21 protein-coding genes are annotated in these 26735 nt (G+C 51.6%); 8 read left to right on the top strand and 13 right to left on the bottom strand.

Translation table 11 applies throughout. The annotated features are described in order from the left end of the window. Positions 1-3: 3 nt before the first annotated feature. Complete coding sequence (locus tag EKM99_RS01145; protein ID WP_125580081.1) at positions 4-873, bottom strand: aldo/keto reductase; 870 nt, start codon at positions 871-873, stop codon at positions 4-6. A gap of 883 nt (positions 874-1756) precedes the next feature. On the opposite strand from EKM99_RS01145, the gene EKM99_RS01140 reads away from it, so the two are divergent. Beyond that, complete coding sequence (locus EKM99_RS01140; protein WP_125580079.1) at positions 1757-2629, top strand: LysR family transcriptional regulator; 873 nt, start codon at positions 1757-1759, stop codon at positions 2627-2629. A 111-nt stretch (positions 2630-2740) separates the two neighbouring features. Continuing rightward, positions 2741-3781: a zinc-binding dehydrogenase gene (locus EKM99_RS01135; RefSeq protein ID WP_125580076.1), complete on the top strand. Its 1041-nt coding sequence runs from the start codon at positions 2741-2743 to the stop codon at positions 3779-3781. Positions 3782-3883: 102 nt separating this feature from the next. Here the strand turns inward: EKM99_RS01135 and EKM99_RS01130 are convergent, their stop codons facing one another. Both EKM99_RS01130 and EKM99_RS01125 read right to left on the bottom strand, forming a co-directional pair. Next, the gene (locus EKM99_RS01130) at positions 3884-4090 is read right to left on the bottom strand and encodes a hypothetical protein (protein ID WP_125580074.1); all 207 of its coding nucleotides are present in this window, start codon (positions 4088-4090) and stop codon (positions 3884-3886) included. A 299-nt stretch (positions 4091-4389) separates the two neighbouring features. Next, positions 4390-4965: an NADPH-dependent F420 reductase gene (locus EKM99_RS01125; protein ID WP_125580073.1), complete on the bottom strand. Its 576-nt coding sequence runs from the start codon at positions 4963-4965 to the stop codon at positions 4390-4392. Positions 4966-5807: 842 nt separating this feature from the next. Here EKM99_RS01125 and EKM99_RS01120 point away from each other — a divergent pair. From EKM99_RS01120 to EKM99_RS01100, 5 genes are all read left to right on the top strand, one after another. Continuing rightward, entirely contained in the window at positions 5808-6242 is a 435-nt protein-coding gene (locus EKM99_RS01120) for an Rrf2 family transcriptional regulator (RefSeq protein WP_125580071.1), read from the top strand. Positions 6243-7268: 1026 nt separating this feature from the next. Beyond that, on the top strand, positions 7269-8000 hold the full coding sequence (locus tag EKM99_RS01115; RefSeq protein WP_125580069.1) for a WxL domain-containing protein: 732 nt from the start codon (positions 7269-7271) through the stop codon (positions 7998-8000). A gap of 217 nt (positions 8001-8217) precedes the next feature. Next, a complete protein-coding gene (locus EKM99_RS01110; RefSeq protein WP_125580067.1) occupies positions 8218-9321 on the top strand; it encodes a DUF916 and DUF3324 domain-containing protein in 1104 nt (367 codons plus the stop codon). Between the two features lie 17 nt (positions 9322-9338). Next, complete coding sequence (locus EKM99_RS01105) at positions 9339-10811, top strand: Ig-like domain-containing protein (RefSeq protein ID WP_125580065.1); 1473 nt, start codon at positions 9339-9341, stop codon at positions 10809-10811. Positions 10812-11165: 354 nt separating this feature from the next. Next, complete coding sequence (locus EKM99_RS01100) at positions 11166-11363, top strand: hypothetical protein (protein ID WP_125580063.1); 198 nt, start codon at positions 11166-11168, stop codon at positions 11361-11363. A 433-nt stretch (positions 11364-11796) separates the two neighbouring features. On the opposite strand, the gene EKM99_RS01095 is transcribed toward EKM99_RS01100, so the two are convergent. The 6 genes from EKM99_RS01095 to EKM99_RS01070 all read right to left on the bottom strand — a co-directional run bounded on the left by EKM99_RS01095 (position 11797) and on the right by EKM99_RS01070 (position 19886). Next, positions 11797-12552 carry an SGNH/GDSL hydrolase family protein gene (locus EKM99_RS01095; protein ID WP_225419743.1) on the bottom strand — a complete coding sequence of 252 codons (756 nt, stop codon included), beginning with the start codon at positions 12550-12552 and terminating at the stop codon, positions 11797-11799. A 484-nt stretch (positions 12553-13036) separates the two neighbouring features. After that, positions 13037-14167, bottom strand: coding sequence for a GGDEF domain-containing protein (locus tag EKM99_RS01090; protein ID WP_125580061.1), 1131 nt, complete (start codon positions 14165-14167; stop codon positions 13037-13039). Between the two features lie 1097 nt (positions 14168-15264). After that, entirely contained in the window at positions 15265-15933 is a 669-nt protein-coding gene (locus EKM99_RS01085; RefSeq protein WP_125580059.1) for a GNAT family N-acetyltransferase, read from the bottom strand. Positions 15934-16224: 291 nt separating this feature from the next. Next, positions 16225-17613 (bottom strand): sensor histidine kinase, encoded by a 1389-nt coding sequence (locus tag EKM99_RS01080; RefSeq protein ID WP_164511472.1) that lies wholly within the window; start codon positions 17611-17613, stop codon positions 16225-16227. Then, complete coding sequence (locus tag EKM99_RS01075; protein WP_125580055.1) at positions 17594-18298, bottom strand: response regulator transcription factor; 705 nt, start codon at positions 18296-18298, stop codon at positions 17594-17596. Before EKM99_RS01075 ends, EKM99_RS01080 begins: the two co-directional genes overlap by 20 nt. Before the next feature lie 580 nt (positions 18299-18878). Beyond that, positions 18879-19886: an NADP-dependent oxidoreductase gene (locus EKM99_RS01070; RefSeq protein WP_125580053.1), complete on the bottom strand. Its 1008-nt coding sequence runs from the start codon at positions 19884-19886 to the stop codon at positions 18879-18881. Between the two features lie 157 nt (positions 19887-20043). Here EKM99_RS01070 and EKM99_RS01065 point away from each other — a divergent pair, with 157 nt between their 5' ends. Further along, on the top strand, positions 20044-20586 hold the full coding sequence (locus EKM99_RS01065; protein WP_125580051.1) for a TetR/AcrR family transcriptional regulator: 543 nt from the start codon (positions 20044-20046) through the stop codon (positions 20584-20586). A gap of 324 nt (positions 20587-20910) precedes the next feature. Here the strand turns inward: EKM99_RS01065 and EKM99_RS01060 are convergent, their stop codons facing one another. The 4 genes from EKM99_RS01060 to EKM99_RS01040 all read right to left on the bottom strand — a co-directional run bounded on the left by EKM99_RS01060 (position 20911) and on the right by EKM99_RS01040 (position 26486). Continuing rightward, on the bottom strand, positions 20911-21117 hold the full coding sequence (locus EKM99_RS01060; protein WP_125580049.1) for a hypothetical protein: 207 nt from the start codon (positions 21115-21117) through the stop codon (positions 20911-20913). A 69-nt stretch (positions 21118-21186) separates the two neighbouring features. Further along, a complete protein-coding gene (locus EKM99_RS01050) occupies positions 21187-21453 on the bottom strand; it encodes a type II toxin-antitoxin system Phd/YefM family antitoxin (RefSeq protein WP_125580047.1) in 267 nt (88 codons plus the stop codon). A gap of 134 nt (positions 21454-21587) precedes the next feature. After that, positions 21588-24047, bottom strand: coding sequence for a phosphoketolase family protein (locus EKM99_RS01045; protein ID WP_125580045.1), 2460 nt, complete (start codon positions 24045-24047; stop codon positions 21588-21590). 942 nt (positions 24048-24989) lie between these two features. Then, positions 24990-26486 carry a hypothetical protein gene (locus tag EKM99_RS01040; protein WP_125580043.1) on the bottom strand — a complete coding sequence of 499 codons (1497 nt, stop codon included), beginning with the start codon at positions 26484-26486 and terminating at the stop codon, positions 24990-24992. Positions 26487-26735: the final 249 nt, after the last annotated feature.

Here is a 26735-nt window from a genome sequence, read left to right as displayed (position 1 = left end):
GCATTACTCCTTTAATTGTTTTAAACTAGAACCGAAAATTTGTTCAATCGTGACCGGATCACGGTGGTCAAAGAACTGGCTTTCTTGCCGGTCTAAAGCCGCCATCGCCTGCATTTCTGCCGGGCTCAGCTCGAAGTCAAAGACGTCCATGTTCTCTACCATCCGCTCCCGGTGAACGGACTTCGGAATCACGGTAATTCCGCGCTGCAGCAGCCACCGTAGAATGACTTGGCCGGTGGTCTTGCCGTGGGCCTGGGCAATTGCCGTGATGGCTGGGTCGGTGAAGACGCCGTGTTGGCCCTCAGCGAATGGTGCCCAGGCCTCGACCCGCACATCGTCGCTCTGGTTGAATGCCACCTCAGTCGGCTGCTGGTACCAGGGGTTCACTTCGATTTGGTTGACAACGGGTTTCACGTTCATGGTCAATTCCAAGTTCTTCAATTGATCCGCGTAGAAATTGGAAACGCCAATCGCCCGAATTTTGCCAGCCTGATACGCCTCTTCCAGTGCCCGCCAAGCGCCCATCGTGTCGCCATAGGGTTGGTGCAGCAGGTACAGGTCTAGGTAGTCCAAGCCTAACCGCTGGAGCGAGGCGTCAATCCCCTTCTTCGCGCGGTCATAGGTGAAGTCGGAGACCCACAGCTTGGAGGTCACAAAGATTTCGTCGCGGGGCACGCCACTCTTTTGAATGGCCCGGCCAACGGCTTCCTCGTTCCGGTAGGCTGTGGCGGTATCCAGTAACCGGTAGCCGGCCTTTAGCGCAGCGAGCACGGCAGCCTCGCACTCTGCTAAATCAGGGACTTGGAAGACGCCGAAGCCTAACTGTGGCATCTCCACACCATTGTTCAATTTAATTGTTGGGACGTTAGTCATATCGCTCATCTTTCCTTTCGCTTGGTTGATGAGTCTACTATAGTCCCAAACCAATCCGTTGAAAATTACCACTTGTTCATGCTAGTATACGATGTGTGTATACTAGTTGTTTCGGTTCGCCTCCGGGTCGGTGAAAATGAGACCGGATCGCGGTGGGCGGCCGCCTGGAGCCGAAGGGCGGTCTCCAGACTTACTTTGAGCCGCTGAGTTACGCGTCTCAAAGATACCAATTGCCTAAGCGACCAAGACCGTCACTAAGGCAATTCCCACGGCTTGGCTCATTTTCACCAACCCTGCGGCTGACACTAGTTTAGCCCGTCCAATCAGTGAACTTGGTGTGCATGGTCTGTTTAACCTGGATGTGGTGAATTCCGTTTCCGGCGGCGAGTTCAAGGTGCCCTGCTGTGGGACCCGGCTCCAGCCTGAGGGGCGGTCTTCCGCCTCGACTTGAAACCTCACTGAAACCCGTGAGTTTCCAAGGTCGTCCCACGGCCTAAGCCGAGAAAATCACTCGGCCAATGCCATCGACACAGCTGGTCACCTTGACTCGCCTCTGGTCACTCACATCGATAATCTGAGTTTCTACAGCTAAAACCAGTTCATTCTCATCATCCAGAAACTGTTATCTATTATCTCAAACCGATTCAGAAATTGTCATCTGTGACTGCTAGAAACTGCGGTCGTAAGCGTTCTAAGCTATGGCATCAACCTGTTTAAAACTGAATAGCCACCACTTATCCTCCGTAATTGGCGAACGATAAGCCGGACCAGTTGTACTTATATTTCATCACTACGTAGACTACCATACGCAATTTCGTATCACTTTAAAAGAAGGCACTTCAAGGTACCTCAAATTTTTTTCACCGCTAAGGAGACCAACCCCATGTTAGACAACTACCTATTAGAAGAACTCGTCACCTTTGCGCAGACCGGGACGCTGGCTAAGACCGCCGCTACGCTTAACGTGACGCAGCCCACCGTTACCCGGGGCATGCAAAAATTGGAGAGCGACCTTGGCGTCCAGCTCTTTGACCGTCAACCCAATCGGCTCAGTCTGACTGCTACCGGGAAGCTTGCTGCTACTGAGGCCCGCGCCCTGCTTACCGCCAATCAAGCCGCCGTGGACCGGATTCAAAATTTCGACCGCAATCAGCGTGTCCTCCAGGTGGGCGCCACCCTGCCTGGTCCCTTGATTGCGCTCCAATCCCTCGCCACCCAACTGCCGGCCAACGTTCAGCTTGCCGAGACCGCTGATGTTATCGACCCGACGCAAGCGCTGTTGGCCAACGACGACGCCCTCATTTTTACGAATCATCCTCTGGCCGCACCCGCCATCACCAGTGAACGTCTGGGCACTGAACGGTTGGCCGTCAACTTGAATCAGTTTATGTATCAGGCCAACCAGGCCACCATCACCTTCGCCGAGTTGGCCGACCTCAGCTTTGTGGTGCTCAATGACATCGGGCCTTGGCGCGCCATTATTCAAGACAACATCCCCGGCGCCAAATTTTTCTACCAGGAGGAACGCGACGCCCTGACGGAGATTACCAAATTCTCGGACTTTCCCTACTTTTCTACGAACGTTTCCCAGTTTGACCCGGTTCTAACCACCCAACTGGCTACGGACGACAAACGGGTCTGCCTGCCAATCACCGACAACGCGGCCCAGATGCCAATTTACGCGTGCTATTTAACCGCTGAGAAGGCCCGGGTGGCACCCATTCTCAAGCAGGCACAAGCCGTTTGGCCGGACTAATTTTTGCAAGTCCTTTCCTATTCTGTCGCACATTTTGGAAAGTTCACTTACTTTACATTCCCCGTGTAAACGCTTAAAATTTACTCAGATATGTTTAGGAGGAATTAGCTTATGAAGACCACTATGTTTATGGAACCCGGAAAAGTTGCCATTGAAGACATCGAGAAGCCGACGGTACAGGCACCCGATGATGTAATTATTCACGTTGTTCGGACCTGTGTCTGTGGCTCCGACCTCTGGGCCTACCGTGGCTTAGAAGATAAGGAAAAGCATTCCGAAAACACCGGCCACGAAGCCATCGGGATCGTCGAATCCGTCGGCAGTGACATCACCACGGTCCAACCCGGTGATTTCGTCATTGCCCCCTTCACTCACGGTTGTGGCCACTGTGCCGCTTGTCGTGCCGGCTTTGACGGCGACTGCCAGAACCATACCGACAATTTCAGTAATGGCGTTCAAGCCGAATACATTCGTTTCCAACACGGCGAGTGGGCCCTGGTCAAGATTCCTGGCAAGCCCGAAGACTACAGTGAAGAAATGCTGAAGTCCCTGTTGACGTTAGCTGACGTCATGGCTACCGGTTACCACGCCGCGCGGGTCGCCAACGTTTCTGCTGGGGATACCGTGGTCGTCGTCGGTGACGGTGCCGTGGGTCTCTGTGGTGTCATCGCCGCGCAAATGCGTGGTGCCAAGCGGATCATTGCCATGAGTCGTCACGAAGACCGGCAAAAGCTGGCCACTGAATTTGGTGCGACCGATATCGTTGCCGAACGGGGTGACGACGCGGTTGCCAAAGTTATGGCGCTCACCAACAATTCCGGTGCCGACGCGGTCCTCGAATGTGTCGGGACGGAACAGTCTAACGACACGGCCATGAAGGTTGGCCGGCCAGGTGCCATCGTGGGCCGGGTTGGTTTGCCCCATGAACCTAAGATGGACATGAGCAGTTCCTTCTACAGCAACACTATCATCGCCGGTGGCCCCGCCTCCGTCACGACTTACGACAAGGATTCCCTGTTGAAGGCCGTGCTCGACGGTGACATCCACCCCGGCAAGGTCTTCACCAAGTCATTCAAGCTGGACGCCATTGACGACGCCTACCAAGCTATGACGAAGCGTGAAGCGATTAAGTCGTTGATTGTTGTGGACTAATTTTTAATTGTTAAAAGGCTTCAGAGCTTTCCTACCAAATGAGGATGGGTTAGACTCTGAAGCCTTTTTATTTGCGATTAAAATATAAAATTTGCGCAATCATTAGTCCTCATCGTCCAGTAACCATTCCTTGAATTCTTGACTAGAATGAATGGTTCGTACTCTTCCGGCGGCAATTTTTTCCTGAATCGCCCGGTGTAATTGTTCTGTTGCCGTGACGTCTAAACCGATTTCGTCACCAGTTTGCTCGGTCTGTGGAACTGCGTCTTGCTCCCTATCGGACGAACGTTTTCGATTCTCTCTGGGCACAAAGCCACCTCCTATTCTAGCAACAGTATACGCAGGCTATCAGGTTAAATCACGCTTGCCGATTCAATCTTGGTGCAAAAAAAGTCTGGGACAAAACCCCAGACTCACCTTGTATCTCCAACACTATATTGTTGAAACGTGCGACAAAAGGCAGCTGGCTCCGCTTAAAACTGATAGCCAAATAATCCAAACCCGGGATTATCCGGCTATCAGCCTTAATGCTCCCCAGCTAACCGCCTTTTGTCCCACTCTCTTTCTCAGTCACACATCTCTTCTATAATCTGCCGATCACGTTAAGCTTACTTCAAAACGCCAAAGCTGCCGGTCCAGCCAATCTTTTCGCTGGCCGCTAAAGTCATTTGCAAGAAGCCAAAGCTCTCAAGTTCACGGGCGCGCTTCAAGGCACCAGCGTCAACGAAGGCCACGCCACTGTCGGTCAAGGCGTCAGCCAATTCCTGCTTAGCAGCGGCGTCATCCCCAGCGGCCATCACGGTCGTTTGAGCTTGGTCGCTGACCTTGCGACTCTGTAAGGTGGCGGCAAAGGTGGTGTTGAAGGCCTTAACCACCTTTGAATCTGGCAAGAGCGCAGCGATTTGTGCAGCCGCAGAACTGTCAGCGGGAACGACTAATTCGTCCCAGGTGTCAAAATTAAGTGGGTTGGTGATGTCGATAACCACCTTGCCAGCTAAGGCGGCCTGGTTGGCCTTGGCAATGCTCAAAGCGGCATTGTAAGGAACGGCCAGAACGACAATGCTCCCAAGATTTTCAACGGCGTCACCGGAATCAATAAAACTGACCTGGTTGCCACCCTGAGTGAAAACGTCACCGATTGCTTGACCCATGTTACCTTTACCAAAAATTGTAATTGCTGCCATAATGCAGACCCCCTGATGTATTTTTATTTATTTTGTATTATTTTTAAGTACACTTTTAAGATACGACTATTTAAGAAAAATGTCAATGAATTCGCTTAATTTAATTTTATCAAACGGTTTTACCTGATTTTTCTCTCAAAGTGTTATAGAATATAATACAGAAGTGAACGATGGGATTAATTGTTTTCTCTGGAAAAACTGACAGTTTGGACAGGTCATCATTAAATTAATACCTTCTACCTCGTCAGCAATCACCCCAGCAACGACCACCCCCACAAACAGGCGCCAGATTCATTTCCCACAACGGTTGCCACAACGCGCAAGCATCCGCCGCAAGGGCGATTTAAATGGGTCAAGCCGGGGGATTTACATCAGGACAAGAACCATGTCCTGATGTAAATGGCGACTTTGAAACGAGTGAACTACTCGGTTCAAAGCGAGCCTAAAGACCGCTTCCCAGGCTTTAGGCGTCCTACCCCCAGCGTTCCGATCCTATTTTGAACGGCCTGGAAGCACCAGCAGTGATGCTGGCAACATCCCACAAACCGGCACCGGATTCATCTCCCACAACAGTTGCCATAACACGCAAGTATCCGCCGCAAGGCCGTTCAAAATAGGCCAAGCCGGGGGATTTACATCAGGACAAGAACCATGTCCTGATGTAAATGGCGACTTTGAAACGAGTGAACTACTCGGTTCAAAGCGAGCCTAAAGACCGCCTCTCAGGCTTTAGGCGTCCGCCCCAGCGTTCCGGTCCTATTTTGAACGGCCTGGAGGCACCAGCCCAACACAATCTCATGAACTAACACAATCCCAAAACAGTGAAGGAGGCGCCAAAAAACATGGCGAACACACAATTTAGCGACACCATCCACGTCCTGGTCTACATCGCCTATTTCAAAGGCAACAAGCTGACCAGCCAGGAAATCGCCAGCAGTCTGGAAACGTCCCCGAGCCTGGTCCGCAAAATCATGGCCAATTTAAAACGCAGCAACCTCCTAGCCCCGACCCACGGACCGACACAACTGGCCCTAGCCAAAACCCCAGCAGAAATCACCCTCCGCGACATCTACGCAACGTTGCCAAGCCAAGGCCCACTCCTAAACGTAGACGCCCACACGTCCCAAAAATGCCCGGTAGGCAAAACGGTCCCCAAGGTGCTCACCAACTACTACAACGAAATCCAAGCGGCGGCAGAGGCCAAAATGGCCAAGATTACGCTTCAAGATATTTTAAACGACGTCACGCTAATGCAACGGCTAGAGGATGAGGCTTAGGCTGGAGCAATCCCAACCCCACCGCTGAAATGGTCGTACAGTCCACAATCTCAGTGGCCAAAAAATACCACCACAGCATTGTGGTTGAGCCGTCCGCCCCGAACCAGTGTCAGCCGCAGGGCTGGTGAAAATGAGCCAACGACAGTTACCACCCATTGAAGCCGAGAACATCCATGTCAAGTGACCAGAGGCGAGTCAAGGTGCCCAGCTGTGTCGAGGTGGAAGACCGCCCCTCAGGCTGGAGCCGGCCCCACAGCAGGGCACCTTGACTCGCCGCCGGGAACGGAATGCCACAACGGTTTAGACTCCACGTATCAACCTACAGCGGACCAACACGGATTTCACCACCCCCGAGGTAATGGCACACGTTCCCACAACTCTGTTGCCAAAAAAACACCACCACAGCGCTGTGGTTGAGCCGTCCGTCCCGAACCAGTGTCAGCCGCAGGGCTGGTGAAAATGGGCTAAGCCGTGGGAATTGCCTTAGCGGCGAGGGCTTGGCCGCTTAGGCAATTGGTATCTTTGAGACGCGCACTTCAGCGACTCAAAGTAAGCCTGGAGACCGCCCTTAGGCTCCAGGCGCCCGCCCACAGCGTTCCGGCCCAGTTTTCACCAGCCCGGAGGCGCTGACAACAACACAAACACAAAGTAAACGGATCAACCATAAATAAGCTTACTAATCGAAGGGATTGGTGAGCTTATTTTTTCTGCCCATAAACGCTGGTGACGAAATCTGCCAAAACACCAGCCAGACAAGTTCACGGTTACCAGTTAGGACAGCCACGTAGGCAATCATTGTGTTTGGATATCACTCATTAACGAAATACTGCTACCATACAGTTGCCACCAAAATAGATAACTTTTTATAGCTGATTGATTTTGTTTGGTTTTTCAGATAATGCCAACTTAACTTAGCTGATACCACGCGGCGAAACTTGCGCCATCCCCTATTTTTACCGGTGACCCATTTCACCGCAGGCCATGTGGGTTCCCCTGAGCTGAAGCAAACAGATGGGAGGAAATATTATGCGTATCACGAAATTAATGCGCGGTGTAACCGGCACCGCGGCCGTTGCCTTGGTGGCATTGACAATGGTCCCCGCAGTTGCACTGGCATCCGGTCCTGGGACCGCCAGCAGTAACCTGACGACCGTTTCCGATGGCTACGTCGCGGACAGCACGGGCAATGCCCAAGCTACTAGCGACGCCGAATTTACGGTAACGGCTGGTGCGCTGAGCCTGAACCAGGTACCCAACATTATGTTAGGCAGCACGACGGTTAAGGATATCGCCACTGGCCCGACCACGACGTTAAACGTCACGACTGGGGCACCCACCGCTGGAACCGCTTACGACGGCAACAACGAGGGAGCCCTCAACGTGACTGACTTCCGGGGGGACAACTCCGGGTGGTCATTGACCGTTGGGATGAGTCCATTTACGTCGAGCACGAAGGCGACCATTACGGACGCTACCTTGTCACTGAACCAGACAACCGGCACGATGGATAACACCGCGACGGCTGTACCTAACGATTTGAAATTAACTCAGTCCACGGTAACGAACGGCTGGATCACCAGTCCCCAAACGCTCTGGGATGCCGCTGCTAACACCGGTCAAGGGACGAACAGTGCCACGACCGCGGCCAGCAGCAACTTGGCAATCGGTAAGCAATCCAACATTGTCGCCGGCACTTACGACGCCACACTCTACTGGGCTTTGCAAAATGCCCCAGCAGCCACGACGCCCGCAACATAACGGGTGAGCATCGTCGGCGGTTAGGTATCTCCCCGACCGTGAGCGACTGATCACGTCAGTCCCCACGGTCGGGCCAAGGTGCCCAACCGCCTTGGTCGACACTTGATGTGCTGAACCAGTAAATGACGAACTCCTCACACCAATGCGGCCATTACTTGGGTTATTTGCATTGGTAGTGAACGGACTCAAAAATAAGTGAAAGTGGGGGCTGAGTAGTATGAAATTTAAATGGAAAATGGGTTGGCTGGTAGCCTGCGTCCTACTTGCCGGGGTCTTAGGTGGCAGTGGCGCAATGGCCAGTGCCGCGCAACTGCCGAAGAACTTCGCTGCGACGCCCCTACTACCTAAAAACCAGCTGAGTAAAAAAGCCGGCTACTTTGACTTGAAAGTCACGCCAGGGACAACCCAGACGTTGCGGTTATCCGTGACCAATCCCAGCAATAAGCGGCGGACGTTGCAGGTGATTCCGGTCAACGCCACGACCTCTGACAGTGGCAACGCCGTCTACATTCCGTCGAATCGGACGGATCCGTCGGCGCAGACCACGTTTACAAAAATGACCAGCGGATCCGTCAGTGTGAGCCTGGCACCACGCCAAGGCAAAACCGTGACCTTCCGCACCGTGATTCCAACGACCGGCTTCTCTGGTGAAGTCCTCGGTGGTTTATTTGTGACGGATCCCACGGCAACTGGCGACCGTGAACCGGGCTCTGACTTTCGCCTGAACAATCGGTACGCCGAGGTGACCGCCGTTGCGCTACAGTGCCGGACCGGTCAAACCTTTCGCACCGATTTGAAATTCGGTGGTGTGGGCGTGAAACAACCGGACACCTTGCCCGTCGCCTTTGGCAAGATCCGCAACCTGACCCCCGCCCTGTTCGGTGACCTGCAAATCAACGCGCGAGTCATGCAGAACAGCACGGGCAAACAAATTGCCACCAAGTCGCTGAAGAACGGCTCGATGGCGCCCAACAGCTGGTTCAATTACAGCATTCCTCTGGGTAGAAAAAAACTCACTGCCGGCAAATACACGCTCAAGCTCGACGTGACCAGTGGTAAACGGGTTTGGAACTTCAGTGGCACGTTTACCCTCACCCGGTCACAAACGGCCGAGCACAATTCCCTGATTAAGTCGGACAAGCAGCCAAATTACTGGTGGCTGTGGCTCTTACTCTTCCTGTTATTGGCCATCCTGTTAGCGCTGGCAGCCTACTGGTTAGGCACCCGGCGGAACCGTGACGACGATGAAGACGAAGACGAAATTGATGATAATGCAAACGATGAAACAGATGATCACCATGATCAAAACAATGATGTGTGAGTTTGGGGGTGTTGGAGATGCGCAAGTGGCAACGACAACTTAAATTTGGACTCGTGGGGTTACTGGCTTTCCTGGCTTGGCTCAGCTTCTGTGTGCCGGCCGAAGCGGCAGCTAGTGCGCCCCAGACACCGACGTCCCCCCCTTCGTCCATCATGGGCATTAACCTCGCCGGTGGCTTCACGCAACAACCCATCGATTCCAACACGTTCTCGGGCCAAACCGTTACGCTAAGCGCGAAGGGCACCCGGAACATTTTGGAAGCCATCACGAACCCCTTTGGCAGTCGGAAATTAGTCTGGTGGGAGTCCACGGATGGCGGGGACACGTACAACACGGTCGGCACTAGCGGCAATACGTTTACCTTCACCGCGCCAACCGTCACGACGGAAACGCCCATCTATTTTCAAGTTGAATATGACTTTACCGGTGTCGGCCTCTTCCACAGTGAGTGGTCACGGATTGCGACCGTAGACGTCTTGCCAAAACGGGTGCCAGCGACTGGCATTAAAGTCACGACTGATTCAGACGCCCTGTATAACGGCGAAGCTACGACGGTTCACGCCGATTTGACGCCAAGCACCGCGACCGACCCGATTACCTGGACCAGTAGCAATCCGGATTTGGCCTACGTTGATGAATATGGGAACGTGATTGCCGCTGATGTGGCCTCTGACAACACCAGTGGCACCGCGAACGACCACGGCATCGTCACCATTACCGGGAGCGTCAACGGTCACAGCGACTCCGTGAGAATTGCGATTGGGGGGCTACAAGACGTTTCAACGGTCGAGGGCAAAGCGGCCACGTTTACCCTGAATGATTTACCAGACGGTGTGAGTGTAGCAAATTGGTACCAGGTCGATGCGGACGGCAATACGACCGCACTGAACTCGACGGATACCAGCTATACCATTAATAATCCTACGGTGGCTGGCGACAACGGGACTTCCTACTACGCCGAACTGAGTTACACGGTCAACGGTAGTACCAAGACCGTCAACACCAACGCCGCGCGCCTAACCGTTGAAAAGAGCGGCCTGCTGGCGTTAACAGCCGTGCCGAACTTCAATTTTGGCGACATCGATGTGGAGACCTTGAACCAGAGCGAAATGACCCTGGAAAATATGGATGTCACCACCAACGGTAGCGCCTACGATGGCAACAACAATGGTGAACTGACCGTCACCGATAGCCGGGAGACCGGTGGTGATTGGACGCTGACGGCCAGTGTGGCCCCCTTCACCCTGAACGGCGATGGGACGGACGGCCACTTGGGCACGGTCGACCTCGACATTTATGACCCGAACGCGCGCCTGGACGAAACCGTGCCGACCAACAACGAGGCCACTAAGATTTACACCTCCAGCGACTACGACGGCCAGGACTTTGACGTCAGCAATAGCCAGCTCGTGCTGGGCCAGGCACCACTGGTCACGGCGGGCGACTACCAGAGCGTCGTCACCTGGACCTTGTCGGTGGCACCTAGTTAAAAAGAGTGCGACAACAGGCGGTTAGCTGGCGAGCATTAACGGTGCTAACCGAAGAATCCCGGGCTTGGATTGTTTGGTTAGCAGTGTTAAGCGGAACCCGCTGCCTGTCGTTGCCATGACATTGATAAACTTCCACGGCATCCAAACCGCTAGTCACCGGTGATTCATTTGCCACTATCTCCTTATCTGAGAATTTATCAGTAAAAGTTCAGGAAAACCCCAGTGCACCCCTGGCCGAAAGCGGCTATTATACGTTATAAGGATAAGGCATCTGCTTCAGAGAGAGCTGCTATCCTGTATTTCACTTTTGACTGACACCAACTAAAAGCAAACTTACAATTGGAGGTTTTCCTCATGAAAAATACACTGAATGCATCAACTAATGACTTGAATCAACTCATCCAACAGGCCGGGACGCAACATCACCCGGTCAAGCTGCAAAATACTACTGGCGGTCCTGCCGTGGTGCTGATTAACCAGGCCGACCTGGAGACGGCCCGTGCCATCATCCGGGCCTCGCTGGGTCGTGATGTTTCTTTCTTAACAGCCTAGCAAGTCCCGCGCCGTTCAAACGCTGACGTTGTAATCCCCTACACATTTATTGAATGGCGCCTTAAACCCGGTTAAGCCTCCGTATGGACTTAGCCGGGTTTTCTGTGTGCTCTGGATTTAAATGGATAGTTCTGGTAGTGGTAAATTGGCCGCCTGCGGCTTCCAGGACTGCGCCTGCTGTGGGGCCGGTTCCAGCCATAGGACGGGCTTCCACCTCAACTTTGAGCCGAAGTTCGCGTCTCAAAGGTTGTCCCGTGCTGTAAGGCCGAGCCAAGTTCACTCGGTCTAACACCACCGACACAGCCGGCTCCGTCCTGGCTTCCTCCGGCTCTTGATTATCTTTCTGACTGTCGGGTCGTTTAGCCCGTTGCGCACCAGATAGCCACTGAACGCTGGCATTTCTTATAACATTTCCAATACACTTCACCACGTGCTACGGCAAGACCTGCGTCAACGCCTGGCGGAAAATAGGCGTCCAGATATTTCGGTAGCCTAAGCGCGTTGGGTGAGCGTCGTCAAACATGGCTAGTGGCTGGGCTTGGTTCTCTGCGTGGACAACCGGGTCCTGCCATAGATTGATGAGGTGAAAGCCCCATTTTGCTTGTAATAATTTTAGCTGAGCCACTAACTCGGCGTAGTCTGAATCTGGCTTGCGCAGGCAGGTGTAAAAGACGACCGGCACTTGCCACCGCTGATGCACGTACGCCAGAATATCCTCGATTGCGCCCAGCGTTGTGGTCGCATCGAACCCATCCCGTTGATTGGCGGGCGTCCGCTCACCCAGCGGGATTCCCTGCCGGCCGTCGTTGGTCGACAACTGGCACACGAAGAGATCCAGTGGCTGGTCGACGGGAATATTTTGCCGCAGCCGACTGACATAGGTCTTGGGCCCAGTGCCAGCTAAGGTCGTCCCGCTGACGGCTTCTTTAGTCGCAATCACCCCGTCCTGGGCAACCAGAAAATCGACGAAAGAATCGCCATGAGCCGCGGCATCATAGGTAATGGACGACCCGAGAAAGGCGATTCGCTTGCCATAAAGCGGCGATTGGGGATTTACCACGGACCGGGTCGCTGCGAATTTTGGCAAGTTGCCAAAGACAAAACTATTCAAGTACGGCGTTCGTTTAACCGCCACGTAGGCGCCAACAGACAAGGCTGTTTTCATTAATAATTTTCGCAAACTACTCACTCCAATTTGAATAGGAGAACGCAGACTACAGCGTTGCGTCGTTCCCAATTAAAATTAAGCATAGCACAAAAATACTGAGCCCCAACACGATTGGGTACTCAGTATTTTGGGTCTACAGTAATTTTAATGGGGCCGTTGCCAGGGGCTCATCCACCCAACCTAACGACTCGAATGGCCTACCGTGCCAGCCACAAACCAACGATCAACTGCGGCAGGTTACGGCGCCCCGAAACCAACTTCTAGTCAGAAAGCAACCAGGAGCCGGAGGAAGCCAGGTACGGAGCCAGCTGTGTCGAGGGTGTTAGACCGAGCGATTTTCTCGGCCTTACAGCCTGGGACAACCTTTGAGACGCAAGAACTTTGCGGCTCAAAGTTGAGGTGGAAGCCCGCCCTCCGGCTGGAACCGACCCCACAGCAGGCGTAGTACCTGGAAGCCGCAGGCGGCCAGTCATCCACAATCTAACAATCACTAAGCAAGTATAAACTAGGCCACAGTAACCTGCATCCGGCCGTTGCGCTTGGAGTGGTAGAGGTTGTGGTCGACACGGTTGTAGAAATCGATCGGCGACTGGTCATCCCCCGTAGCCCCAGAAACCCCAACAGAAATCGTCACGTTGATCACAGTCTTGGCGGAGTGCACGGCCAAATGGTTAACCGCAACAAAGATTTGATTGACGATTTGCTTGGTCTCCGTTAAGTCATACCCCGGGAAAAGAATATTAAATTCCTCACCACCGGTCCGATACAATTTCACGGTAGCATCGTTGGCCGCTAGCACCGTCTGGACTGTGTCCGCAACCTCTTTCAAAACGGCGTCCCCGGCAGAATGGCCGTAGGTGTCGTTGATCTGTTTAAAATGGTCAATGTCAAACATCATCATGGCCAGGGGGCGGCGACTGCTCTCGTGTTCCTCAAACAAGTACTCCATGGCATCGGTGTACGCCGCAAAGTTTTCCACCTTGGTCAGCGCATCGTGACTGGCAAATTTCGCCAAGCGACTTTTTAATTCGACGTCGTGCGTCAACATGGAAACGTAGACGTAGAGCAGGATTTCGAAGATGATCAAGTAGATCCATTCCTGCCCCAGCGTCATCCACGTGAAATTAAATTTCAATTTCATCCACAGCCACAACAGGCCACCGAACGGGATGCCGACCAGCAAATACATGACTGGTGCCAACCGATGATTGTGAAACTTCACCCGAATAACATTGAGCACCACGAAGAACGTCATCAGCGTGACCGCGTGACCCCAGGATTGCCAGTACCCCAGCGACCCGTTAAAGGTCATGTACAGAATGAGAATCGGGAAAAATAGCCAGTACGGTAAGTGGATATTTAAAAAATACGCGACGAAAATGACCGCAATCAGCTGAAAGTTCATGAACTCCCAGGAGTCACTTTGCCCGATGACCAACGTCTGAATGCCAAAGGCAAAGACAAACATATAAATAATCCCATACCAGGTGTTGATTTCTTCGTCTGAAATTTTCAGATGGTGCTTTTGCGCCAGGGAAGCCAGCCAATTGTACGAGACCCAGTACAGCGTTAGGACGCCGAGGACAAAGAAGACACTCGTGATAAATGGTGGTACTTGCCAATGAGACCAAGTCATTTGTAACCCTCTTCTTTTAAGTTTGCGTGAATAGCCAGGAACCACCATTGGCCCTGGTCTTTATCATTTATTGAGGAATTAATCGTCGCCGATTAGTCCCGGTGCAACCGGTTGTTTTCTGGCTACGATAGCCTACCGGTGGGACACCACTTCGTTGTATGTGCCCTATATTAAGCCACTTCCGCTGAGAAAACTATTACCAGAAAGGGCTAAGTGCTGAATTATGTAAACAATTTCTATAGCGGATTGGGTTTAGTTATTAACTACATTTGTAAGCAAACCCAGCTGACACGGATCGATGCCACTAAATTGAACTAACTTGCCACCTGCGGCTGCCAGAGATTCCGGCTGCTGTGGGGAACGCCTGCGGCCTGAGGGGCGGTCCTCCGGCTCGGTTTGAAGCCTGTCCAGAACCGACAGTCTTCAAACGCGTCCCACGCTGTAAGCTGGTTCACCAGCTAACACCGTCGACACAGCTACCTCCATCTCTGTCCTCCTCCGGTTAGGATTGATTTCTAACACGACATTGAGGTGAACATCGCTGGCCTGGCAACATTTGGCCACTGTCTAGGCGCGAGTGAACCGATTCTAGACGCCGCTGTGAGACTTTCCAATGGAGCTGTCTTGCCAACACTTTCACCAACGCAAAAAAAGACCAGCCGTCACTTAGCTAGTCTCGCATGTTTGTTTGGAAGAAAATACTTTATGTCAGCGAACTCAAGCCCATTCGCCGGCTGTTGTGAATCACCTTACACAGTCACTTGCTAAGCGCCTATCTGTGGCTGTACGCCAACCCATGAGATTGGCGTACATCAATCTTGCTTTGGCCCTTAACGACTTAAACGGCTGTCATTGGCCTCAACAATGTAGGCGTGAGCGAGCCACATTTAGGCTCAGCCGTGGGATTTTCCATGTGGGTTAACTTGGAAAATGGCGTCTGTGAAACGCGGTCTTGGCGGTTCACAGACGAGGTTCAAGACCGCTCTTCGGCTTGGGCCGTCCTACCCACAGCGTTCCGGCCTAAATGTGGCGAACGGCAAGCCGGCAGGTATCCAACAATACCGACAGCCGTTTAACCTCAAGCCAACCAGTAAACCTCAGTCAATCAACAAGTGGTGCTCCGCCGCCGATCTGAGATCGCTGACGTGGCCCGTGTACAGGTAACCGGCCAACTGGCGCTGTTGGTCAGCGCCCTGCCAGTCTACCTGTTCGTGCTGATTTTCCTTAAAGCCCTGTTGTTGGTAGAAACGGCCTAACCCCGGTGTGGCCGTGAACAGGTACACCTTATCCACCGGCGCTGCATCCCAATACTCAGCAACCGTTTGGACTAGTTGGCGGCCAATCCCCAGATTTTGATATTCTGGGTCGACCATCAGCAGGACGATTTCCCCCAAGAAATCGCGCCGCTGTAAGCTTGCCAAGAGGTGTTCGTCAATTTCACTACGCTCGCTAAGCTGCTTCAACAGTTGCCGGCCCCCCGGCCGAACGGCTAAAGCCGCCTTGGCCACCAACAACTGCCACAGATCATACGACCGTTCCTTCTTACGGTACTTGGTATCCGCCAAGATGGTCCCCACCACCTGGTCGTCCCAAACGGCCACACGAACGTAATTCTGTTGCGTCATGCAGGTTCGCAGGTACACGCGCGCTGCTAATTCATTGCGTTTGTCATCCGTGGGATCAAACCGCCACAGCCGGCCCACGATTTTTGCCAACGCGGGCACGTCTTCGTAGCGCATCCCCCGAATACTTAATTTACGACTCACACGACTTCCCCCTCTCGGTGCTGGCCGCCGTCCCCACGACAACCAACGAAATGCTGTTTTTTACTCCGATAACCATTTGTCCAATAACCAGTTTAACTTCTATTCTGCTAACCCCAATACTCCTTAGCCATAGCGCACCTCTGCCCGACCAATGGCCGTTCCCCGGCAGACTGTCACGTGGTGCTTTAATCAAGAATTTGCTTCCTGATTAACTGAAATTCATTCTACACGGTTAACAGAAGAGCCGCTATCACTTTAAAAAGAGTTCGGTCTGAGAATTTCTCAGAAAGGCTATTGGCGGGGTAAAATGACTTCGAAAATGCTACCCTGCGGCTGGTTGTCCTTGACGACAATCTGGCCGTGACTCAGGGTGACCAGCTGGTGGACGATGGCCAGACCTAAGCCGTTGCCCGCCACAGTGTTGCGGACGCTACTAGTCCGGTAGAAGCGACCAAAGATGACGTCCTTCTCGGCATCGGGTACGCCAATGCCTTGGTCGGCGACGGCCAGCGTTAAGGTCTTGCCCACGGCCGCCAGTTTGACGGTAATTGGCGTGTCGGCCGGTGAATATTTCTGCGCATTATTTAAGAGACTGGTCAGGACCTGTTCAACGCTGTCCTGATTGGCCTGCGCGATGACGTGGTGTTGCACTTCTAACTGGATTTCTCGGCCCATCGACTCACCGTAACTGATGGCGGTGTCGGTGATGATTGTGCTTAAGTCTACCGCGGAGGTCGTCAACTCGAGTTGATTGGCCCGCGATAACGTCAGCAGGCTTTCCACCAATCGCTGCATCCGCTCCGATTCCTTGTCGATGAATGCCAGCGCGGTCGGAATCACCTCGGGATGGGCGTCCCCCCGACGATTGACCATGGACACGTACCCGCGAATCGTGGCGATGGGCGTCTTCAACTCGTGCGAAGCGTTGGCGACGAAACGCCGGTCGGCCTGTTCCTGCTCACTCAGCGAATGCAATAGGAGGTTAAATTCCACGGTTAAGTCGTGAACTTCCTGGGGTGAAGCCGGGACGGGCAGTTGCCGCTGATAATTTTCTGAAATGTCGGCGTTGATGGTCTTGGTGGTCCCGGTCAACTCCACCAGCGGCTGGTTTAATTTTCGCGCCAGCAGGTAAATGAACCAGGTCCCCAGCAACAGAAAAGCCAGTGATATCAGCAAAATCAAGCGGATCAACAGCCACAACAGGTTGGTGACGCCGTTTAGTTTCATCCATACATCATAACGGACGGTCGGGTCCTTGGCGCTGGTCGAGACGTCGGACGCCCGGACGTGGTAGTACAGCCCGGTATTTTCCAGGTAATGAATGTTGTGGGTCAACCGGTGAACGGTGCCCCGCGACTTGGTAGCCAGAAAGGCCTTGGCATTCGGCGAGTACAGATAGCGGTTGGCCTTGCCGGACTTGTCCACGCTGATGCGAATGAAGGTTGACTTGGTGTCGGCCCAACTGCCCATCCGCCACCAGTACCAGTCATTTTGATTGGCAATGAAGCTGCGTTTTAACCCGCGCACGATGCCCAGAGCCTGTTGACGTTGTACCTGAAACTGTTTCAGCCCGACGACGGACATGATGACGCAGCTCAAAATGACGGTGATGCCCATCAAGAGGAGCGCATACACCCGCGTGATCCGCGCCGCACTGGTATTAAAGAGCGTTTTCTTCATCGCCATCGCCTAGTTTGTAGCCCACGCCGCGAATCGTTTGGATCATTTGGCTGGCCACACTTTCCTTGAGTTTGTTGCGGAGGTACCGGACGTACACGTCCACAATATTGATTTGCCCGTCAAAATTAGTGCCCAAAACGGCGTCGAGCAGGTCGTCACGAGTCATGACCTCACCGGGATGCTGCATGAACGTTAGGAGTAAGTCGAATTCCCGCTGGGTGAGTTGGATCTCGACGTCGGCCGCGAACACTTGGCGCGTCTTGGTATCCAGCGCCAGGGCGCCCACCCGAAACATTTTGTCATTGCTGTTTTTGACCACGTTGCGACGCAGAATCACGCGGATCCGGGCCAGCAGTTCTTCTGTGTCAAATGGCTTGGTAATGTAGTCATCGGCGCCGGCGTCCAGGCCAGACACCTTGTCCCCGACGTAGTTCCGCGCGGTCATCATGATCACGGGCACGTCGTAATGCCGCCGAATCTTACGGAGCACGCCGAGACCATCAATACCCGGTAACATCCAGTCCAAAATAATCAACGAGATGTCACTCTGGTGTTCAGCAAACTGGGTCAGCGCCTCTTCCCCACTGGCACAGGGAATCACGGTGTAATCCTCGAAGCCTAATTCGGCACTCAGCAGCGTGCGCAGTCCTTCTTCGTCCTCGACTAACAAAATGGTTATTTTCACGGTCGTCCGCCCCTTTAATTCTTCATGATATTTTTATTCTAACATGTTTTTCTTTTTTGCTTGCATTGCTTTACCAAAGCCTAAGGTTTCCGCACGAGGCTCCCCTCAAAAAACTCGTAACTGTATATACAAACATGACGATAGGCGACACTGTGCTTCGTGGCTACCCTTTTCATTTACTAGGTATCATCAGTGTTCTATTTGTGTTTTTCACTCTAGATTCAGCCTATTTCAACACACTAACTTTAAAAGAATCCTCATCAAATAATTTGATGAGGATGGGAGGTCATTATTAAAATAGTGATTCGATTATTGAGCAAATGAGACCTGTGATTATCGAAATTATTATTTTATCTGTCAAATCCAGTAAATGTTCGTTTTCCATTTTCAATCTTCTATTTCTTCGACTTTCCATAATTACACACCTCTTTACATATGAATATCAACAAAATCAAAAGAGAAATAAAATCGTGGACAGTCTAAAAATGCCGTCAAATCAACGTTTTCGTGATTTGACGGCATTTTTAGACTAAACTCAAATGAAATTCATAAAAAAATAATATAACTGTAATATGTCAACTCAGTCCGCAAACTGAATCAGTACTTTCCCCTGCGGATGGCCAGTCGCCACCAGGTCCAGAGCGGCATTCACGTCGGTTAACTTGAACACGGTCGGGTCAAGCGCCGGCACCAGGTGTTCCTGTTCAACTATTTTCGTCACGGCGCGTAATTGCTGGCCGTCACTGCGAACAAAGATAAACCGGTACTGCCCGCCAGCTTGCTTGACCTGGGCGTCGAGGCGGCGGCCCACTAGAGAGAAGAGCGCTGTCTTCCACCACGGTAAATCGTGGTCTTTGGCAAACTGCCGGTTCGGCCCCATTTTCAACGACAACAGCTTGCCACCGGGCTTCAGGACCTGCAACTCGTGCGTCAACTCTTTAGGGCCAACCGTATCGATCACGTAGTCCACGGGTGCCATCGCTTCCCAGTAGTTTTCCTGGCGGTAATCAAAATACTGGGTGGCGCCCAACCGCATGACGGCCTCGCGGGAACGCGCATTGCCACTGACGAAGACCTTCAACCCCAACGCCTGCGCCAATGGAATCGCCAGCTGGCCAAACGACCCCGAGCCACCAGGAATCAGGACGCTCTGCCCGGGGTGGGCGTGCAATTCTTCATGCAGGCCCTGGTACGCCGTTAAGCCGGTCAGGGGGACTGCCGCACTGTGGGCAAAATCCAAGGTTGTCGGCATCGGTGCCAAGTCCTGTTGGTCAACGACCACGTATTCAGCGAAGCCAACCATTTTCGGCAACGCCAAGCGCGCATACACCGCGTCTTCTATGGAAAAGTCCGTGACGCTCGCGCCCACCGCAGCCACCACGCCGGCAATCTCATTGCCCATGGTCACGGGCATGGCGTAGTCCTGAATCAGCTTGACGCTCCCGGTGCCAATCAATTGTTCTAACGGATTGACGGCGGCGACCCGCACCTTGACCAGTACCTCGGTCGGGCCCGGTTGGGGAACGGGAATATCGTTGATGACGAGCTTGAAATCCTTGGCGTACTTGGTTAATTGGGCTGCTTGCATGGCTGATGCCTCCTGAGTGATTTTAGGTTACTTTTTATTTGTTTTGTAACTTCCTGATTAGACTAATATATTTGGTAACAAAAGTCAAATAAAGTAACTTAGCCAACCTTTTGTGTTACACTGAACTCATCAAATTAAGTGAACCAAAGGAGAACGCATGGCGAATAATACCCGTGAAAAAATCATCAGCGTTGCTGAAGCTCTGATTGTGCAAAACGACCAGCCGGAAGTCACCCTGGGGCAGATTGCCCAGGAGTTAGGCATGACGCACGCCGCCATTTATAAGCATTTTACAAACAAGCAGGCCCTGTGGGAGGCGGTGGCCACGGCTTGGTTCCAGCGCACCATCATCGACCAAATTCAGGCCCGATCCATGGGGACACCAACGGAACAGCTGCACAACTGGCTGTGGGCCTTCGTCAACGCAAAAAAATGGGCGTCTAACGCCGATCCCAAGATGTTTGCGCTCAATACCCGTTACGTTGACAACAACCCCGCTGCCCTCCGCCACGTCCTCACCAGCGCCTACCAGGCCGTGGAAGCCATTATGGGTTACCACGATGCCAATTACGAGCGCGCCGAAGCCATTCTGTCTGCCTTCGCCGTCTTTGCGTTGCCCGCCTTCAAGGACACTTGGAATGAACCAGACTATGAGGCGCGCTTCAATCGGCTTTGGCATCTGATTGCCAAGGGACTGTGAGCCACCATCGGCACCGCCTCCGGGAGGGTGAAAATGAGACCGGACCGCTGTGGGCGCACGCCCGGAGCCAAGGAACGGTCTCCGCGCTTACTTTGAGCCTCATGAGCCGAGTCTCAAAGATAGCAATTCCCTAAGCGACATAGCCCATCGCTAAGGGAATTCCCACGGCTTGGCTCATTTCACCCTCCCTGCGGCTACCCTTGTCGTCCCCAGTTCCGATTGATTCTAACCAGTATTTTCCATATGGACGGAACCGAGATTACTAACATCAACGCTGGGTTAATCGCCTAAACAAATAATATTATGTAACCCGGTCGTCCTGGATTATCCAGAGTGGCCGGGTTTTATCATGGCCTCTAATGGAATGACAGTAGCGTTGCCTAGACGTGGTATCTGTTCAGCGATGAATCCCATCAATCCACCATGTTGAAGAACAGCCTTAACCGGAATCTCTGGCAGCCACAGGTAACAACCTTTAACAAGCCTAGCATCGATGATCATGGCCAGCTGAGCTTCATCCATTTTATTCATTTAAACGTCTGTCTGTCATTCTGTTCATACCAGGACATATAATCTTCCCATGCGTCATCAGTCCATGCCTTAATCCTCTGGATCAAACAGCTCGTGCCGAGTTGTTTTTCCGGCTGTAATCTGTGCTTGACCGCGACGAATTTTAGCCATCAAAGCCGGGTTGCTCAAAATTTCCATCGTTTCAGTCATACTATCGTAATCTCTCTTTGACATTAAGACCGCTGTATCATCGCCAGTATCCCGATTAGTAATTAATAGAGTTGTGGCATCCTCATTAACTTGTCGCAGGTAAGTCTTTAAGTTCCGCCGAAAAACGGAATAAGAAACAGCATCCATACTACTCCGCCCCTTTCTAAAATTACTGTACTGTTAGCTGTACGTATAAGCAACTGATAAAGCTCACCGACTAAAAAAGAGGACTACCCCCAAATTGGGAGTAATCCTCTTTTGAAAAATTCAGATTGAAGAAATTACTTCTTCAATGGGGTCCATTGCCACTTAGTGAATTCTTCGATATCGCGACCTTCGTCACGGGTAATCTTCATGTGCTTAGCTAAGATGTCATCCATCTTCTTGTCGAAGGCCTTACCGGCAGCTTCGTCAATTACACCCTTAGCGATCAAGGTGTTAACGGCATCCTTGGCTTGGTGGAAACGGTCAAGTTCGGAGTATACACGCATGTCGTAAGCAGTCGTGATATCACCGTCTTCACGGTAACCATGAACGTGCAAGCCTAAGTGTTGACGTTCGTAGAAGAATGATTCGATCAAGTCTTCGTAACCGTGGAAACCAAAGACAACAGGAGTCCCGGATTCGCCGAAGAATGAGCTGAATTCAGCATCGCTCAAGGCACGTTCGTCGTTCAAAGGCCCGTTCTTCTTTTGAAGACGTTCCAATTCAACGATGTTGACGTAACGCATCTTAACAGCTGGGAAAGCTTCGTTGATCAAGTCAACAGTAGCCAACGTTTCGATGGTTGGTTCAACACCGGCAGAAGCGAAGACGATATCAGCATCTTCACCTTCAGCAACAGTGGAAGCCCAGTCGATAGTCTTCAAACCGGTGTTAGCCAGTTCTTCAGCTTCGGCAACGGAGAACCATTGTTGACGAGGTTGCTTAGAAGCAACGATATGGTTCAACTTTTGACGGTCGTTGAAGGCCCGGTCAAAGACAGCCAAGAGTGAGTTAGCATCTGCTGGCAGGTATTGGCGAATGAAGTCAGACTTCTTTTCGGACAAGTGGGTCAGCATACCTGGGTCTTGGTGGGTGTAACCGTTATGGTCTTGTTGGAATACGGTTGAAGTTGAAACCAGGTTCAATGATGGGTAATCATTACGCCATGGTTCAGCAGCAGCCTGACGGATCCACTTGAAGTGTTGCGTCGTCATTGAGTCGACAACCCGCAAGAATGATTCGTAAGAAGTGAACACACCGGTACGACCAGTTAAGGTGTAACCTTCAAGCCAACCTTCAGCTTGGTGTTCTGATAATTGGGCATCCAAGATACGGCCTTCTGGGGCTTCGTATTGGTCATTTGGTTCTTTGACCTTACTCATCCATTGACGGTTGGTAATCTTGAACATTTCCCAAAGACGGTTAGACATGGTTTCGTCAGGTCCGAATATCCGGAATGACGTTGGGTTCTTCGTGGCAACGCCAGCAAAGAAGGTTGACAGAACGTTCATGTCCATGTTTTGGTTGCCATTTGGCAAGTTCGTCCCACGGTTAGAAGCGTTGATGTCGTTAGCGTAGTCTTTCCAGTTAGGTAAGTCGAGCGTTTCTGGCTTTTCGCCACGTGCACGGCCACCATTGGCAACTGGGTTAGCAGCCATCCGCTTGTCGCCCTTAGGAGCGAAGTCAGCGACTTCTGCCTTCAATGAACCATCAGCATTGAATAATTCGGTTGGCTTGTATGAGTTCATCCAAGCTTCGAATTCTGGTAATTCGTCAAGCTTACCTTGTGCTAAGCCAAGTGGAACTTGGTGAGCACGGAAGGAACCTTCGATAGGTTCGCCGGCTGGGTTCTTTTGAGGACCGCCCCAACCTTTAGGCAGACGAGCGATAACAACTGGCCAAGCGGCAACTTCACCGTCTTCGTACTTGCCGTTTTCGCGAGCGTCTTTTTGAATTTGCTTGATGTCAGCAATTGCTTGGTCAAACAACTTCGCAGCCTTTTCGTGGTAAGTCATGTAGTCATGGATATCGTCGTTTTCAAGGAAACGTGGTGACCAGCCTAAGCCTTCGAAGAACTTAGCAATCTTGTCATCGCTCATCCGTGAGAACAACGTTGGGTTAGAAATCTTGAACCCGTTTAAGTCAAGGATTGGTAATACGGCACCATCGTTCTTAGGGTTCAAGAACTTGATGGAGTGCCATGCAGTCATAGCTGGGCCAGTTTCAACTTCCCCATCACCAACAACCGTAAAGGCAATTTGGTCTGGGTTATCTAAAACGGCACCGGTAGCATGTGACAGAGAGTAACCAAGTTCTCCACCTTCGTGAAGGGAACCTGGCGTTTGGGCAGTCATGTGGGAACCAATTCCACCAGGGAATGAGAACCGCTTGTACAGACGTGACATCCCTTCGAGGTCCTGAGTAATTTCAGGATAAGCATCCGTGTAGGTGCCGTCCAGGTAAGAGTTTGTTACCATAACTTGGCCACCGTGACCGGGACCACCGATATAGAACATGTTCAAGCCGTACTTGTTGATTAAACGGTTGGCATGGGCGTACAGGAAAGTTTGTCCTGAGATAGTACCCCAGTGTCCGATAGGCTTAACCTTAACGTCGTCTTTTTGAAGCGGGGTATTCGTTACTGAGAACAATGGGTTGCTCTTCAGGAAGATCATACCACCGGAAAGGTACGTAGTGGCACGCCACCATGCGTCAACTTTTTCCAAGTATGACTTGGAATCGTAATCTACTGCCATGAATTTTACACTCCTTCGTGTCGTTGAGTTACATCAGCTAAATCAACATCGATGATCGAGGTTAATTTGTATTCTTTAATCATACTAAACTTTCTCGAAAAGTCAACCTTTTTGTAAATTGGTTCGTCCCAATTACGAAATGAATTGGCTTTCATGAGAATTTACTGGGAAAATAGTGGTCAATTGCCAACTATTTCGGCCGGTCAAACACCAACTAGTGCTTGGTCTAGCAAGCTTTCCTACAAACGCACCTGCAAAAATCACATTTGCGCTCATAGTATAGCAGACTTTCGGCTTTATTCGCATTGGTTTGCTCATTCAGCGGCAACTTTCGCGGGGAAAGCTGTTGGAAATGACCGAAGCGGCTAGTCACTAACTGTTGGTTAACCTAGTGGCTGCCAACGCTATCACTGTCGGCAGCCTCTTTTATGACGCTAGCTTGGTGCATTTTGCTGGGGTAACCTACCCTTGTTTCTGCCCACACCGGTTACCCCGACGCCCAGCTGTGACGGCTCCTCTCGTGGGGGTCGTTCAACTTAACGTGGCTTGAGTATAGCAAATGGCTACGGCGATTGCCGGTAATCTGGTAGGTTGCGCGCTGGTTTAGCAATTCCTTTAGATTCGCTACCAGATTGCTGGTCTTTCTTAAGCGAGCGTTAACCAGTCTTAAAGCTACTCCGTTGACTAAGAATTACCACCTGCGGCTGCCAGAGATTCCGGCTGCTATGGGGACCGCCTGCGGCCTGGGGTGCGGTTCTCCGGCTCGGCGCCTGCACCTCTGTCCTCCTCTGGTTATGGTTGTTTTCGTCCCCACTAAATTCTCAAATAAAATAGGCTAAGTCCACTGGGAACTTAACCTATTGACGACTAACATTATCAGATATAGTCAATATTTTATCAACAATTTTTACGAATCTAAGGTGCAACGTGCTTTAAGCTGGGCTAGTCCTTCGCCGCCAATGCGTTTGCACTGGTCGTCACGTAAAAATCACTTGAACGTGCTAAAGCCCTATTCAGTGCTACCAAGTCCTTAATGGCGTCCGCGCGGTCCGTTTCCAATAAGTAGATTTGAAAATACCGCAAGAAAGTCGGGCGACTATCCAGCTCACGGTTGGTCTGAAAGAGTTGCAGCAATGCCGCGTACAAACTGTCCTTGGTCCACTGTCGTTTTTGACGGTGTAGCGTTTGCGTCATAATCGTATGCAGCTGCAAAACGGCCTCGCTATACACGGTGAGGTCCGCTGTCGCAACTGTGCTAGCCAGAACCTGGTTGATCTCAGTCAAACGGTCTTGAGCACCAGCTCGGTCTCGCGCGATTATCCGCGCTGATAAGGGATTCTTCAACGTTAGCCGGGTCAAGGCATCCGCCGCCATGCCGACCGGTTGCCAGTTCAGGGCTTCTAGCTGCGCAACAGCCTTTGCAACATCAATAGTATAGTTTGGTTTCGTAAAGATGGCGTCCGCCAATTGGATACTCTCTTGACTCTTTTGGCGCCATTCTTCTCTTTGGAAATGCAGGCCATCACTCATGACGACGCTTCTGATGACACCCCGATTGCTAGCCTTCAGCAGGAGTGCATACGCCCGCGCATCAATTTTTCCTTTGTCTAAACAGAATTTCAAAAATTGGTGAATGACCATAGACAGGGCGACAATTCCAGCCGTCGTCAATCTATCCGCAAATGACCAGAGCGTCCCGATGTGCAACCTGTATTCATCTTCTGTCAAAGATTTAGTTGTCGTGGATAGGCGCTCGCCCCAAGTCAATAGGATAGAGTATATGGGGAATCCCGTCAGAAACAGAACATAAGCCAGCTGGAGTTGCACCGGATTGTGTTTCTTAGCCACCTGGGCCAGAAACTCATTAAAGTCAATGCCAAAAAGGTTCTGATCCTGAGCAAACATGTCATCTTGGTTTACCGGTAATAACATGACGGGATCATTCGCAAAAATGTGATTGTAAAAATCATCGTTGTCCGCATATGTCGGCTGGTTCATGAATGCCGCAACGTCTGGCTGTAACTCTTGTACCCGCTTTTCATAGTCGGCCGTCAATCCGCTAGCCGCCAAGTGTGCCTTTTCTAAGTAGGCACAGAAAAATTTTGTTGCATTTGCCAGTTCTGCTAATTCCTCAGGCGATGACGTAAATGTTCTAAAGCCGATCAGCGCGGCCTCTGCTAGAGACTCAGCCGTCATTTGGTCAACATCCCGATTGAAACAAAGGACTTGGACCGTAACGATTGTGCCCAATAGGCTTTCTAGCCCGCCCGAATAGCCACTGAAATTATTTAGCGTCGCTTGATCTTGTAAAAAGCCCCTAGCTTTAGTCATTTCAGTGAAAACTCGTTCCTGACTCATCTCTTTCGGTAACGGCTTGCGAACACTGTCCAGATCCTTTGTGGCCTGCCAAATTCTTTCAAAAAATTCGTCTTTTGCCATGTTTCATTTCACATCCTATTTCTATTTTTATGCAAAAATTTTTGTCAACACCAAACGTATGTGCGCTAATTGATGCTCACGTCTAATATACAAGACTTAAAGGCGAACAACAATCATCAAACGCCAACAATTATCTCATGGACCCGCGGATTGCTAGTATTTCGGGTAAACCCAGGTAATTTTTTTTGCCACGACAACGAAAAGCAGGACCCGTCCTCCGAATTGGAAGGCAGCGCCCTGCTAGTGATT

This window comes from Levilactobacillus cerevisiae, from assembly GCF_003946245.1.
In the GTDB taxonomy this organism is placed as follows: domain Bacteria; phylum Bacillota; class Bacilli; order Lactobacillales; family Lactobacillaceae; genus Levilactobacillus; species Levilactobacillus cerevisiae.
This window is presented reverse-complemented; position numbering and strand designations above follow the sequence as displayed.

What these genes read in the sequence shown, in the direction of transcription:
- EKM99_RS01145 (WP_125580081.1), bottom strand. Translation starts at nt 873, where the DNA reads ATGACTAACGTCCCAACAATTAAATTGAACAATGGTGTGGAGATGCCA.
- EKM99_RS01140 (WP_125580079.1), top strand. Translation starts at nt 1,757, where the DNA reads ATGTTAGACAACTACCTATTAGAAGAACTCGTCACCTTTGCGCAGACC.
- EKM99_RS01135 (WP_125580076.1), top strand. Translation starts at nt 2,741, where the DNA reads ATGAAGACCACTATGTTTATGGAACCCGGAAAAGTTGCCATTGAAGAC.
- EKM99_RS01125 (WP_125580073.1), bottom strand. Translation starts at nt 4,965, where the DNA reads ATGGCAGCAATTACAATTTTTGGTAAAGGTAACATGGGTCAAGCAATC.
- EKM99_RS01120 (WP_125580071.1), top strand. Translation starts at nt 5,808, where the DNA reads ATGGCGAACACACAATTTAGCGACACCATCCACGTCCTGGTCTACATC.
- EKM99_RS01115 (WP_125580069.1), top strand. Translation starts at nt 7,269, where the DNA reads ATGCGTATCACGAAATTAATGCGCGGTGTAACCGGCACCGCGGCCGTT.
- EKM99_RS01110 (WP_125580067.1), top strand. Translation starts at nt 8,218, where the DNA reads ATGAAATTTAAATGGAAAATGGGTTGGCTGGTAGCCTGCGTCCTACTT.
- EKM99_RS01105 (WP_125580065.1), top strand. Translation starts at nt 9,339, where the DNA reads ATGCGCAAGTGGCAACGACAACTTAAATTTGGACTCGTGGGGTTACTG.
- EKM99_RS01100 (WP_125580063.1), top strand. Translation starts at nt 11,166, where the DNA reads ATGAAAAATACACTGAATGCATCAACTAATGACTTGAATCAACTCATC.
- EKM99_RS01090 (WP_125580061.1), bottom strand. Translation starts at nt 14,167, where the DNA reads ATGACTTGGTCTCATTGGCAAGTACCACCATTTATCACGAGTGTCTTC.
- EKM99_RS01080 (WP_164511472.1), bottom strand. Translation starts at nt 17,613, where the DNA reads ATGAAGAAAACGCTCTTTAATACCAGTGCGGCGCGGATCACGCGGGTG.
- EKM99_RS01070 (WP_125580053.1), bottom strand. Translation starts at nt 19,886, where the DNA reads ATGCAAGCAGCCCAATTAACCAAGTACGCCAAGGATTTCAAGCTCGTC.
- EKM99_RS01065 (WP_125580051.1), top strand. Translation starts at nt 20,044, where the DNA reads ATGGCGAATAATACCCGTGAAAAAATCATCAGCGTTGCTGAAGCTCTG.
- EKM99_RS01060 (WP_125580049.1), bottom strand. Translation starts at nt 21,117, where the DNA reads ATGAATAAAATGGATGAAGCTCAGCTGGCCATGATCATCGATGCTAGG.
- EKM99_RS01050 (WP_125580047.1), bottom strand. Translation starts at nt 21,453, where the DNA reads ATGGATGCTGTTTCTTATTCCGTTTTTCGGCGGAACTTAAAGACTTAC.
- EKM99_RS01045 (WP_125580045.1), bottom strand. Translation starts at nt 24,047, where the DNA reads ATGGCAGTAGATTACGATTCCAAGTCATACTTGGAAAAAGTTGACGCA.
- EKM99_RS01040 (WP_125580043.1), bottom strand. Translation starts at nt 26,486, where the DNA reads ATGGCAAAAGACGAATTTTTTGAAAGAATTTGGCAGGCCACAAAGGAT.